We start from the raw sequence: 12782 nt of genomic DNA, 5'->3' as shown, positions 1-12782 counted from the left end.
GAACCGTTGCCGATGTCACTTCGCCACTTCACCGATCTTTCCGCCGTTTCCGAAGGCGATTTGCGCTTCATGCTGACCGACGCGGTGGCGCGCAAGCAGCGTCTCAAGGCCGGCGAGCGCTCGAAGCCGCTCGAAGGCAAGGTGCTGGCCATGATCTTCGACAAGCCGTCGACGCGCACGCGGGTGTCCTTCGACGTCGGCATGCGCCAGCTTGGCGGCGAGACCATCATGCTGACCGGCACCGAGATGCAGCTCGGCCGTTCCGAGACCATCGCCGACACCGCCAAGGTGCTGTCGCGCTATGTCGACGCCATCATGATCCGCACCACCTCGCACGAACGGCTGCTGGAGCTGACCGAGAACGCCACAATTCCGGTGATCAACGGGCTGACCGACGATACCCATCCATGCCAGCTGATGGCCGACATCATGACCTTCGAGGAGCATCGCGGTCCGGTTGCCGGCAAGACCATTGCCTGGACCGGTGACGGCAACAACGTGCTGCATTCGCTGCTCGAGGCCTCGGCGCGGTTCCGCTTCAACCTCAACGTCGCCGTGCCCGAAGGCAGCGAGCCGGCGCAGAAGCATATCGACTGGTCGCAGGCGAATGGCGGCAAGCTGCACTTCACGCGCTCGCCCGAGGAGGCCGTCGACCAGGCCGACTGCATCGTCACCGATTGCTGGGTGTCGATGGGGCAGGAGCATCGCGCCCGTGGCCACAACGTGTTCTCGCCCTATCAGGTCAATGCCAAGCTGATGGCCAGGGCGAAGCCCGACGCATTGTTCATGCACTGCCTGCCTGCTCATCGCGGCGAGGAAGTGACCGACGAAGTCATCGACGGCCCGCATTCGGTGGTCTTCGACGAGGCCGAGAACAGGCTCCACGCCCAGAAGGCCGTGCTTGCCTGGTGTCTTGGTGCTTGAAGTGTCTTGGCGCTTGAAGTGTCTCGGTGCTTGAAGTGTCTGGGCGCTTGATCTGCGGGGGCGCGATGCCTATCTGCGCCGCATCACGCAAATCAAGCGCGTTTGGACGCATGCTCCCGAGAGGACGGCATGGCCGCGCCCCGGAGCTTTGTCATGTTGGAAACGTATCAAGTGACTGAACACCACCCCAAACTCGGCGAGTTCGGCTACGCCGGCGACGATCACGTCGTGCCCTTCGAGGTCGGCCCGCTCGACGTGCGTGGCCGCACGGTCCAGCTCGGGCCGATGCTCGACGCCATCCTGAGCCGCCACGATTATCCCGAGCCGGTCGCCCGCCTGCTCGCGGAAGCCTGTGTGCTGACGGTGCTGCTCGGCACTTCGCTCAAGTTCGAGGGCAAGTTCATCCTGCAGACCCGCACCGACGGGCCGGTCGACATGCTGGTGGCGGACTTCTCCACGCCCTCTGCCCTGCGCGCCTATGCGCGCTTCGACGCCGATCGGCTCGAGGCTTTGGTCGCGGTCGGCGAGACATCGCAGCAGACGCTGCTCGGCAGCGGCGTTCTGGCGCTGACCATCGACCAGGGCGCCCACACGCAGCGCTATCAGGGCATCGTCCAGCTCGACGGCGAAACGCTGGAAGACGCCGCGCGCACCTATTTCCGCCAGTCGGAACAGATCCCGACCGATATCAGGCTGTCGGTGGCCAAGCTGTTGACGCCCGGCCCTGGCGGCGCGCGCGAGCAGTGGCGTGCCGGCGGCATCCTGGCGCAGTTCCTGCCGCAATCGCCCGAGCGCATGCGCGTTCCGGACCTGCCCGGCGGCGATGGCGATCCGCGCGAGGAGATCCATGATCCGGCCGACAATTCCTGGCAGGAATTGCTGGCGCTGCTCGGCACCATCGAGCCGACCGAACTGATCGATCCGACGATCGGCGCCGAACGGCTGCTCTATCGCCTGTTCCACGAGCATGGCGTGCGCGTCTTCGGCGGCGTTCCCGTCGCCGACCAGTGCTCATGCTCGCGCGACAAGATCCGCGGCATCCTCGAGGGCTTCTCCGCGCAGGAGATCAAGGACAGCACCGAGGATGGCGGCATCCACGTCGCCTGCGAGTTCTGCTCGAAGCAATATGACTTCGACCCGGCGGAATTCGCGGCGCAATGAAGGAACCGGCTTTCTCTCCATGGAACGGGGAGAAAGCCGCTAATTCACCGTCCGCCGCGTCCCTGGCAGGTCGAGGGAAAATGCCGGAATGGCGATGTCGAAGGTCTCGCCGCGCTTGTTGCGCATCGTGTAGCGGCCGACCATGATTCCTGACGGGGTCGAGAGCGGGCAGCCGGACGTATACTGATAGCTGTCGCCGGGATTGAGTTCAGGCTGGTCGCCGACGACGCCCGGCCCACTCACTTCCTCGACCCGGCCGGTGCCGTCGGTGATATGCCAATAACGCGACAGAAGCTGCACGAACTCGTCCGACTGATTGTCGATCGTTATCTGATAGCCCCAGACATAGCGGTTCTCCGAAGGATCCGAGCGGTCCTCGAGGTAGAACGGCCTGACCTGCACTTCGATGTTGCGCGTGACGGCGCTATACATAAACGGCTCCAAACTGATCCGGTAATTTCGGCGCTCCCGGCGGGCAGGTCAACATGCGCGTCTTGTCGCGCCCGGCCTTGAAAGGCAGGTGCCGGCAAAGAATGTCATTTAAGTGACACAGGACAATGGTGGTGTGCGCCAAGCGGGCGACTCGACGCTCTGTCGAACTGTTGAAAACGGCCACAAAGCCGGCCGTCTTTTCTGGAGTGACCAGATCTCGATGGAACTCACTCTCATAGCCGCCTCGCTTTCGACTGCTCTCATTCTCTCAAATGCCGCCAGCATTTCGCTTGCCGCTTCGCAGCTGAAGCGGCGAACCACGGTCGCCCCGCCCGACGGCAAATCGCAGCCGGTGTCGATTGTCATACCATCGCGTGGTGTCGAGCCGTTCACGCACGAGACACTGGAACGCGCCTTCTCGCTCGACTGGCCGCGCTACGAATTGATCTTCTGCGTCGCCCATGCCGACGATCCGGTCGTCAAACTGATAAACAGGGCGATTGCCCGGTTTCCCAAAGTGCCGGCCCGGCTTTTGATCGGCGACGACCGCATCAGCGCCAATCCCAAACTCAACAACTGCGTCAAGGGCTGGGAAGCGGCGCGCCACAACTGGGTCGTTCTTGCAGACTCAAACGTGCTGATGCCCAGGGACTACATCCAGCATTTGATGGCGGCGTGGCGAGCCGATACCGGCCTTGTCTGCTCGACGCCAATCGGCTCGCGTCCCGACGGTTTTTGGGCCGAGGTCGAATGCGCCTTTCTCAACACGCTGCAGGCCCGCTGGCAATATGCCGGCGAGGCGCTCGGCCTTGGCTTCGCCCAGGGCAAGAGCATGCTGTGGAACAAGCCGATGCTGGATGCCAGCGGCGGCATTCGCGCGCTGGCGGCCGAGATCGCCGAGGACGCCGCCGCGACCAAGCTGGTGAACGGCCTCGGCCTGCGCGTCAATCTCGTCGCTTCGCCCTTCGAGCAGCCGCTCGGCCGGCGCACGCTTGGCGAGATCTGGTCGCGCCAGGCCCGCTGGGCGCGCCTGCGCCGTGTCACCTTCCCGCTGTTCTTCGCGCCCGAAATCCTCACTGGTGCTGTGGTGCCGCTGGCGCTTGCGCTGGTCGCGGCGGCAGGCGCCGGCTTCAGCCTCTGGGCAACCGCGCTTGCCGTGTTGGCGGCCTTCTATCTTCCGGAATGCGCCCTGGCCTGGTCCAAGGGCTGGTACCTGTCGCCGCGCATGGTCGCGGCGATCATGGTGCGCGACCTAATCCTGCCGGCGATGTGGACGCGCGGCTGGCTCGGCGGCGCCGTCGACTGGCGCGGCAATGCGATGACCATCCGCACCAAGGCGGCTGAACTGGAGGAGACGCCGTCAAGCGCCTGATCGCGCCTGTTTGACGGACCTACCGGACTGTCTTGCCTATTTGGCCGCCCTCAACGCCTGCGCGATGTCTTCCAGTAGGTCGTCGGTATCCTCCAGGCCGACCGACAGCCTGAGCGTACCTGGCCCGATGCCGAGTTCGGCGCGCGCCTCGTCGCTCAAATTCTTATGCGTCGTCGTCGCCGGATGGGTGATCAGGCTCTTGGCATCGCCGAGATTGTTCGAGATCAGAACGATGTCCAGCGCATTCTGCAAGGCGAAGGCCGCCTGCTTGCCGCCCTTGACGTCGAGGCAGATCAGCGTCGAGCCGCCCGACATCTGCTTCTTGACGATATCAGCCTGCGGGTGGTCGGCACGGCCGGGATAGATGACGCGGGCGATCTGCGGCTGCTCGGCCAGGAAATCGGCGATCCTGCCGGCGCTTTCCGTCTGCTGGCGCACGCGCAACGGCAGCGTCTCCAGTCCCTTCAGCAGCGTCCAGGCATTGAACGGCGACAGGCTGGGCCCCGTGTGGCGGAAATAGTCGTGCAGGTTCTCGTCGATCCACTTCTTATCCGAAAGGATGACGCCGCCCAGGCAACGCCCCTGGCCGTCGATGTGCTTGGTGGCCGAATAGACGACGATGTGGGCGCCGAGCTGCAGCGGCTTCTGCTGCAGCGGCGTGGCGAAGACATTGTCGACGACGAGCCGCGCACCGATTGAATTGGCAAGTGCCGCGACGGCCGATATGTCGACCACTTCCAGCGTCGGGTTGGTCGGGCTTTCCAGGAAGAACAGCTTGGTGTTGGGCTTGACCGCTCTTTCCCAGTTGGCGATGTCGGTGCCGTCGACCAGCGTCGCTTCGATGCCATATCGCGGCGCCAGCGTCTCGACCACCCAGCGGCAGGAGCCGAACAGCGCGCGCGCCGCCACGATATGGTCGCCGGCCTTGACGCTGCACAAGAGCGCCGCCGTCACCGCCGCCATGCCCGACGCCGTGGCGCGCGCATCCTCGGCACCCTCCAGCGCGCACATGCGCTTTTCGAACATGTCGACCGTGGGATTGGCGTAGCGCGAATAGATGAAGCCTGGTTCCTCGCCCTTGAAACGGGCCTCCGCCGCCTGCGCCGTCTCGTAGACATAGCCCTGGGTAAGGTACATTGCTTCCGACGTCTCGCCGAATTGGGAACGCAGGGTTCCGCCATGGACGAGGGCTGTCTGTGGCTTCCAGTCGCGCTTCTTGTTGCTCATTGCTTTGTTCCAGACACAAAAAAACCGGCCGCGAAAGTCGCAACCGGTCCATACGGCCTTGCGGCCAACGGTCCTTTAGCGACTTGTTTAACGTGGCTGCAAGCCGACCGGCCAAATCACCACGGGATAACGACCCTTTAGACCCGTCCCACGCTTGCGTCAATTGCCGGCTTCATTAAGAGGTTTGTGCGACAAGAAAATCGTCGGCCAGGAGCGCAGCCTTGCGGCAGACAGGCATTCTTCCCGATCAGGACATATCGGCGCTGTTCCAGTCCGGCGCGCTGAAGTCGGCGCGCGCGCTCGATGCCGACCAGATCCAGCCGGCCAGCCTCGATCTGAGGCTCGGCGACACGGCCTGGCGGGTGCGGGCTTCCTTCCTGCCGGGCCCCAACCACACGGTTTCGGAAAAGCTCGATCGCCTGAAGCTGCACGAGATCAATCTTGCCGAAGGCGCTGTGCTGGAAACCGGCTGCGTCTACATCGTGCCGCTGCTCGAAAGCCTGGCGCTGCCGGCGGAGATTTCGGCCTCGGCCAACCCGAAGAGCTCGACCGGCCGGCTCGACATCTTCACCCGTGTGATGACCGACCGTGGCCACGAGTTCGACAAGATCGCCGCCGGCTACAACGGTCCGCTCTATCTGGAAGTCAGCCCGCGCACCTTCCCGATCGTCGCGCGCACCGGTTCGCGCCTGTCGCAGATACGCTTCCGCACCGGCAACGCACTGCTCTCGGAAGCCGAATTGCATGAACTGCACCGTGCCGAGATGCTGGTCGCCACCGAACCGCCGAATATTTCCGGCGGTGGCATCGCACTGTCGATCGACCTCAATGGCGACAGTGATGGGCTGGTCGGCTATCGAGGCAAGCATCACACCGGTCTCGTCGACGTCGACAAGCGCGCCGCGCAGGATGTCGTAGATTTCTGGGAGCCGATCCACAAGAGCGGCGCCGGCGAACTGGTGCTCGATCCCGACGAGTTCTACATCCTCGTCAGCCAGGAGGCGGTGCATGTGCCGCCGCTCTATGCAGCCGAGATGACGCCCTTTGATCCGCTCGTCGGTGAATTCCGTGTTCACTATGCTGGCTTCTTCGATCCGGGCTTCGGCCATTCGGCGTCCGGCGGCACCGGCAGCCGGGCGGTGCTCGAAGTGCGCAGCCACGAAGTGCCGTTCATCCTCGACCATGGCCAGATCGTCGGCCGGCTGGTCTACGAGCACATGCTGAAGCGGCCGCAGGCGCTTTACGGCACCGACCTAGGCTCCAACTACCAGGCGCAGGGCCTGAAGCTGTCCAAGCATTTCCGCGCCGCGCGCTGAGCTCCGATTACCACCAGGTAAAATACTTGCCTGCGCTGACACATCATGCTTGGCTGGCTTGTCGGTCGCCGGGATGCGGCGCTCAAGGGGAACAAGAAAATGCAGATTTCAAAATGGATCCTATCGGCGGCAGGCGCTGCCATGTTGGCGATGGCGGCCGGCTCTCTGTCGGCGCAGGCTGCCGAGAAATTGAAAATCGGCACCGAGGGCGCCTATCCGCCGTTCAACACCATCACCTCTGACGGCAAGGTTGTCGGCTTCGATATCGACATCGCCAATGCGCTGTGCGCGCAGATGAAGGTCGAGTGCGAAATCGTCACCCAGGACTGGGATGGCATCATCCCCGCCCTGCAGGCCAAGAAGTTCGACGCCATCATCGCCTCGATGAGCATCACCGAGGAGCGCAAGAAGCAGGTCGCCTTCACCAACAAATATTATACGACGCCGCTCGCCCTGGTCGCCTTGAAGGACAGCGACATCGCCTCCACCGAACCGGCGGCACTTGCCGGCAAGACGGTCGGCGCCCAGGCTGCGACCACGCAGGCCACCTATGACCAGGATGTCTATGGCAAGGCAGGCGCGGAGGCAAAGCTCTACCCGACCCAGGAGGAAGCGATCACCGACCTGCAGAACGGCCGGCTTGACGCTGTGATCTCGGACAAGTTCGTGCTGGTCGACTGGATGAAGAAGGCGAGCGACGGCTGCTGCAAGATGATTGGAGACGTCAAGGGTACGGAGACGCAAGCCGGCATCGCCGTGCGCCTCGAAGACACCGCACTGCGCGACAAGCTCAACGCGGCCATCGACGCCATCGTCGCCGACGGCACCTACAAGAAGATCCAGGCCAAATATTTCGACTTCGATATTTATTGAGGGATTGAGGCTGCCAATCTCCCCCCTCGTGGGGGAGATGCCCGGCAGGGCAGAGGGGGGCGCGAAGGATCGCGGCCTTTCTTCAAAATGCCGGGAATAGCCTGAAGACAGAATTGTTTCGATTGAGACGCTGACGGGACAGCGCCCCCCTCTGGCCTGCCGGCCATCTCCCCCACAAGGGGGGAGATCACTCCATCACAAAGCCCTGACCGCCACCTTCACCGGCTGCTCAAGCTCGAGCGGGTTGCGTAGCGGCAGGCCGAAATCCCCGGCCTCGATCTCGAATACGTCGCCGGCTTCGGTCTTGATGCCGTCGGCGAAGGACAGCGTCGCCGTGCCGAACATGTGCACATGCACGTCGCCCGGCTGACGGAAGGCCGAGTATTTGAAGTGGTGATGTTCGAGATTGCCGATGGTGTGCGACATGTTCGCTTCGCCCGACAGGAACGGCTTTTCCCACAGCGTCTTGCCGTCGCGTACGATACGTGACGTGCCGCGGATGTCCGATGGCAGGTCTCCGATCAGGATCTCGGGTCCGAAGGAGGCGTTGCGCAGCTTGGAATGGGCGAGGAAGAGATAGTTGACGCGCTCGGTCACGTGGTCGGAAAACTCGTTCGACAGCGTGAAGCCGACGCGGAACGGGGCACCGTCGTCACCGATGACATAGATGCCTGCCACCTCGGGTTCCTCGCCGGCGTCCTTGGCGAAAGCCGGTGACAGGAGCGCGGCACCCGGCGCTACGGCCATCGTGCCATTGCCCTTGTAGAACCATTCCGGCTGCACGCCGGTCTGGCCTTTCGCGGGCTTGCCGCCTTCCAGGCCCATGCGGAACATCTTCATGGAATCGGTGAGCTGCTCCTCGCCGTCGGTGCTGAGCTTCTTGTGCATGGAATCGCGCGTCGCGGCCGAACCGAGATGGGTCAGCCCGGTGCCGGTCAGATGCAGGTGCGCCGGATCGGGGTGATTGATCGGCGACAGGAGCCGCCCCTTCTTGTAGGCGGCGTCGAGATCGACCGTCTCGCCAAGTCCCTTGCGCTCGATCAGCGCGACGAGGCCGGTGCCGGTGCGGGCAGCCTCCATCGCCAGCGAATAGACGCTGCGCGCCCCGTTGATGATCCGGGTCTTGCCGCCGCTGCGGGCAACGACACGGATGGTCTCGGCGTCGTCGAGAATCTGCGAGATCAGCATGATCAATCCTCTCTCATGTGCCTTGGCACGGCTGCCGGTGCGGCAAACCTTCCCAAGCGCGGCCGGAACGTCGTCCGTGCCACGGGTGAAATTCTCCGTTCGGATTGCGCTCGCGGGGCCTGGTTCCTTGAGGGAACTTCTTCATGCCGGCGGGTTGCCGGCAGCGCCGCGATGTGACCCGTATGCCTTCCTCGTTGCCCTTGCTGGAGCGGTTCGACCCGCTCCCGGTATTTTTTTGTCCCTACGCAATTCCTGTGGGAAAACCGCGACGCACTTTTTCTGGAATTGCTCCTGTCAGGCCTTGTTCTTGTTGTAGACGTCGAAGATCACGGCGCCGAGCAGCACCAGACCTTTGACCACCTGCTGCCAGTCGACATTGACGCCCATGATCGACATGCCGTTGTTCATCACGCCCATGATGAAGCCGCCGACCACGGCGCCGATGACCTGGCCGACGCCGCCCATCGCCGAGGCGCCGCCGATGAAGACGGCGGCGATGACGTCGAGTTCGCTGCCTAGGCCCGCCGCCGGCACCGCCTGGCCGAGGCGTGCCGCGATGATCAGGCCGCCGAGCGCCGACAGCACGCCCATATTGATGAACACCAGCAAAGTCAGCCGCTCGGTGTTGATGCCCGACAGCTGCGCCGCCTTGGGATTGCCGCCCATCGCGTAGATGCGGCGGCCGATGGTCATACGCTTGGTGACGAAGACGAACAGCGTGATCAGCACGCCCATGACGAGCAGCACCACCGGCAGGCCCCGGTAGCTGGCGAACTCATAGACCAGGAACAGCGCCAGCGCGCTGGCGACCAGCGTCTTGACGATGAACAGGGGGAAGGGCTCGGCCTCGTAGCCATGACGTTCGCGCTTGCGCCGCGTCCTTACCCCGAAATAGGCATAGGCCAGCACGGCGATCAGGCCGAGCACGACTGTCGTCATGTGCAGAGTCACGCCGCTGCCCAGGATGGTCTTGCCGGCCGCGTTCACTACCGGCGGGACAAGCGTCAGCGGGCCGATCACGTCAGGGATAAAGCCGGAGCTGAGCATTTTGAAGTCGTCCGGAAGCGGGCCGACCGAAGAGCCGCCGCCGAGCAGCGCCTGGCAGATGCCGCGGAAGATCAGCATGCCCGCTAGTGTCACGATGAAGCTCGGTATCCTGTGATAGGCGATCCAGTAGCCTTGCGCGGCGCCGATCAGGCCGCCCACGACGAGGCAGACGATCGAAACCACCAGCGGATTGCTGAGCGGTCCGAGCTGCCAGATGACCATCATGTTTGCCGCCAGCGCGCCGATGAAACCGGCGACCGATCCGACGCTGAGGTCGATATAGCCGGAGACGATGACCAGCAGCATGCCCAGCGCCATCACGATGATGAACGAGTTCTGCTGCACCAGGTTGCTGAGATTGACCGGCTTGAACAGCGTTCCCGAGGTGGTGAACTGGAAGAACAGCATGATGACGATCAGCGCGATAATCAGGCCGTATTCGCGCAAATTCGTCGCCAGCGCCGACACGGCGATGCGTGGACGCTGTTCTTCGGCGATGTTGCCCTGTGGGGCGGGGGCGCTATCGGTGCTCATGCTGCTTTTCCTTCTCCCCGGACGATGGCGCGCATTATTTTTTCCTGGCTCGCGTCCGCCGCGGGCATTTCGCCCACGATGCGTCCTTCGTTCATGACGTAGATGCGGTCGGTAATCCCGAGCAATTCCGGCATTTCCGACGAGATGACCACGATCGCCTTACCTTCCGAGGCAAGCCGCGCGATGATCGTGTAGATTTCGTACTTGGCGCCGACATCGATGCCGCGTGTCGGCTCGTCGAGGATCAGCACGTCCGGGTCGGCAAACAGCCATTTCGACAGCACCACCTTCTGCTGGTTGCCACCGGAAAGATTGCCGGTCAACTGATAGACACTGGACGCACGGATATTGGTCTTCTTGCGATAGTCGTTGGCAACGGCGAGTTCGCGCATGTCGTCGATGACGCTGTGGCGCGACACGCCGCCGAGATTGGCAAGCGTTATGTTATGCTTGATATGGTCGATGAGGTTGAGACCGTAAGTCTTGCGGTCCTCGGTGACGTAGGCGATGCCGTGTTGGACCGCCTTGCTTACCGACGAGACATCGACCGGCTTGCCCTTGAGCAGCACCTCGCCGGTGATGCGGCGGCCATAGGAGCGGCCGAAAAGGCTCATCGCGAATTCGGTGCGCCCGGCGCCCATCAGCCCGGCAATGCCGACCACCTCGCCCTTGCGCACATTGATGTCGATGCCCTTGATCACCTGCCGTTCGGCGTGGAGCGGGTGATAGACCGACCAGTTCTTCACCTCGAACACGACCTCGCCGATCTTGGGCTCGCGCGGCGGATAGCGGTCATCGAGCGAACGGCCGACCATCGAGGTGATGATACGATCTTCGCTGATATCTTTCTTGGCCAGCGTCTCGATGGTGCGTCCGTCACGGATGACCGTTACCTTGTCGGCGACCCGGTTGATCTCGTTGAGCTTGTGCGAGATCAGGATCGAGGTCATGCCTTGCCGCTTGAATTCGAGCAGAAGATCGAGCAGCGCCTGGCTGTCTTTTTCGCTGAGCGACGCGGTCGGCTCATCGAGGATCAAAAGCTTGACGTCCTTGCTCAGCGCCTTGGCGATTTCGACCAGCTGCTGCTTGCCGACGCCGATATTGGTGATCAGTGTCTTGGGGTCCTCCTTGAGGCCCACCTTCTTCAACAGCGCGCCGGTGCGCGCCTCGTTGGCATCCCAGTCGATGACGCCGTATTTGGCGTGTTCGTTGCCGAGGAAGATATTTTCAGTGATCGACAGCATCGGTACCAGCGCAAGCTCCTGGTGGATGATGACGATGCCCTTGTGTTCGCTGTCATGGATGCCTTTGAACTGGCATTCCTGGCCCTGGAAGATGATCTGGCCATCATACGTGCCTGCGGGATAGACGCCCGACAGGACCTTCATCAGCGTCGACTTGCCGGCGCCGTTCTCTCCGACCACGGCGTGGATCTCGCCTTCCTCGACGCTGAGGTTGACGTTCGACAGCGCCTTCACGCCGGGGAACGTCTTGGTGATGTCGCGCATCTCCAAAATCGTCGAGGTCATGGGCAATACTTCTCCTGCGAGGTCCGCAACAATACCGGGGTCGCTGGTGAACGAAAAGGGGCCCTGCGTTGCGCAGGACCCCTGGCTTTGCAACCGAAATTACTTCAGGTCTTCGGCCTTGATGTAGCCGGAGTCGACGACCAGCTTCTGGTAGTTCGACTTGTCGACTTCGTGCGGCGTCAACAGGATCGAGGGAACGACCTTGACGTCGTTGTTGTAGGTCTTGGTGTCGAGGCCGTCAGGCTTGCCGCCCGAGAGCACCTTGTCGACCAGACCGACAGTGGCCTTGGCCAGGTCGCGGGTGTCCTTGAACACGGTCGAGTACTGTTCGCCCGTGATGATCAGCTTGACCGAGGCGGTCTCGGCGTCCTGGCCGGTCACGATCGGCCAGGGCTGTGCGTCGGTGCCGTAACCAACGGCGCGCAGCGAGGCGGTGATGCCGCGCGACAGGCCGTCATAGGGCGACAGAACGCCATCGACGCGGCTGCCGTCCGAATAGTTGGCCGACAGCAGGTTGTCCATGCGCGCCTGGGCGGTGGCTGCCAGCCAACGCAGCGTGCCGACCTTGTCCATGCCCATCTGGCCGGACTTGATCTTGATCGAGCCGTCGTCGATCAGCGGCTGCAGGACGGAAATCGCACCGTTGTAGAAGAAGAAGGCGTTGTTGTCGTCGGGCGAGCCGCCGAACAGCTCGACGTTCCACGGCTTGGTGTTCGGGAAGCGTTCCTTGAGGCCCTTGACCAGCGAATTCGCCTGGATCACGCCGACGCCGAAATTGTCGAAGGTGGTGTAATAGTCGACATTGGCGGTCTTCTTGATCAGGCGGTCATAGGCGACCACGACGACGCCCGCGTCAGCTGCCTTCTGCAGCGCATCCGAGAGCGTGGTGCCGTCGATCGAGGCGATGATCAGCGCCTTCGGGCCCTTGGTGATTTCGTTTTCCAGCTGGCTGAGCTGGTTGGGGATGTCGTCCTGCGCGTACTGCAGGTCAACGGTGTAGCCAAGAGCCTCGAGCTGGGACTTGACGGCATCGCCGTCATTGATCCAGCGCTGCGAAGTCTTGGTCGGCATCAGCACGCCGACAAGACCCTTGTCGGCCGCGTGTGCCGAATAGGTCATGGCAGCGATGCCAAGCGCCGCGACTGCGGCCAGTGTCTTGATGATTTTCACATAACTCTC

Annotated in this window: 11 protein-coding genes and 1 riboswitch; of the genes, 5 read left to right on the top strand and 6 right to left on the bottom strand. The window is 63.0% G+C overall.

What is annotated here, in order from left to right:
• Positions 1 to 12 precede the first annotated feature (12 nt).
• On the top strand, positions 13 to 924 hold the full coding sequence (gene argF / locus LB577_RS03455) for an ornithine carbamoyltransferase (RefSeq protein WP_224685567.1): 912 nt from the start codon (positions 13 to 15) through the stop codon (positions 922 to 924).
• Between the two features lie 129 nt (positions 925 to 1053).
• Positions 1054 to 2085 carry an Hsp33 family molecular chaperone gene (locus tag LB577_RS03450; RefSeq protein WP_013897268.1) on the top strand — a complete coding sequence of 344 codons (1032 nt, stop codon included), beginning with the start codon at positions 1054 to 1056 and terminating at the stop codon, positions 2083 to 2085.
• Between the two features lie 39 nt (positions 2086 to 2124).
• Here the strand turns inward: LB577_RS03450 and apaG are convergent, their stop codons facing one another.
• Positions 2125 to 2517, bottom strand: a complete 393-nt coding sequence (gene apaG / locus LB577_RS03445; protein ID WP_224685566.1) for a Co2+/Mg2+ efflux protein ApaG — start codon at positions 2515 to 2517, stop codon at positions 2125 to 2127.
• A 220-nt stretch (positions 2518 to 2737) separates the two neighbouring features.
• Here apaG and LB577_RS03440 point away from each other — a divergent pair, with 220 nt between their 5' ends.
• Positions 2738 to 3889, top strand: coding sequence for a ceramide glucosyltransferase (locus tag LB577_RS03440; RefSeq protein ID WP_224685565.1), 1152 nt, complete (start codon positions 2738 to 2740; stop codon positions 3887 to 3889).
• 36 nt (positions 3890 to 3925) lie between these two features.
• On the opposite strand, the gene LB577_RS03435 is transcribed toward LB577_RS03440, so the two are convergent.
• On the bottom strand, positions 3926 to 5116 hold the full coding sequence (locus tag LB577_RS03435) for an O-succinylhomoserine sulfhydrylase (RefSeq protein ID WP_224685564.1): 1191 nt from the start codon (positions 5114 to 5116) through the stop codon (positions 3926 to 3928).
• Between the two features lie 55 nt (positions 5117 to 5171).
• A riboswitch (SAM riboswitch) is annotated at positions 5172 to 5249 on the bottom strand.
• A gap of 88 nt (positions 5250 to 5337) precedes the next feature.
• On the opposite strand from LB577_RS03435, the gene LB577_RS03430 reads away from it, so the two are divergent.
• Positions 5338 to 6432: a 2'-deoxycytidine 5'-triphosphate deaminase gene (locus tag LB577_RS03430; protein ID WP_224685563.1), complete on the top strand. Its 1095-nt coding sequence runs from the start codon at positions 5338 to 5340 to the stop codon at positions 6430 to 6432.
• 99 nt (positions 6433 to 6531) lie between these two features.
• Positions 6532 to 7305 carry an ABC transporter substrate-binding protein gene (locus LB577_RS03425; RefSeq protein ID WP_224685562.1) on the top strand — a complete coding sequence of 258 codons (774 nt, stop codon included), beginning with the start codon at positions 6532 to 6534 and terminating at the stop codon, positions 7303 to 7305.
• A gap of 195 nt (positions 7306 to 7500) precedes the next feature.
• Here the strand turns inward: LB577_RS03425 and araD1 are convergent, their stop codons facing one another.
• From araD1 to chvE, 4 genes are all read right to left on the bottom strand, one after another.
• Positions 7501 to 8493: an AraD1 family protein gene (gene araD1 / locus LB577_RS03420; protein WP_224685561.1), complete on the bottom strand. Its 993-nt coding sequence runs from the start codon at positions 8491 to 8493 to the stop codon at positions 7501 to 7503.
• 294 nt (positions 8494 to 8787) lie between these two features.
• On the bottom strand, positions 8788 to 10074 hold the full coding sequence (gene mmsB / locus LB577_RS03415; protein ID WP_224685560.1) for a multiple monosaccharide ABC transporter permease: 1287 nt from the start codon (positions 10072 to 10074) through the stop codon (positions 8788 to 8790).
• On the bottom strand, positions 10071 to 11603 hold the full coding sequence (gene mmsA, locus LB577_RS03410; protein WP_023777192.1) for a multiple monosaccharide ABC transporter ATP-binding protein: 1533 nt from the start codon (positions 11601 to 11603) through the stop codon (positions 10071 to 10073). Before mmsA ends, mmsB begins: the two co-directional genes overlap by 4 nt.
• Positions 11604 to 11702: 99 nt before the next feature.
• Positions 11703 to 12773: a multiple monosaccharide ABC transporter substrate-binding protein gene (chvE, locus tag LB577_RS03405; protein ID WP_023768349.1), complete on the bottom strand. Its 1071-nt coding sequence runs from the start codon at positions 12771 to 12773 to the stop codon at positions 11703 to 11705.
• Positions 12774 to 12782 lie beyond the last annotated feature (9 nt).

The sequence above is a fragment of the Mesorhizobium sp. B283B1A genome, from assembly GCF_020165735.1.
Lineage (GTDB): Bacteria > Pseudomonadota > Alphaproteobacteria > Rhizobiales > Rhizobiaceae > Mesorhizobium > Mesorhizobium opportunistum.
Note: the sequence above shows the minus strand (reverse complement) of the source record. Positions and strands in the feature narration are given on the sequence as shown.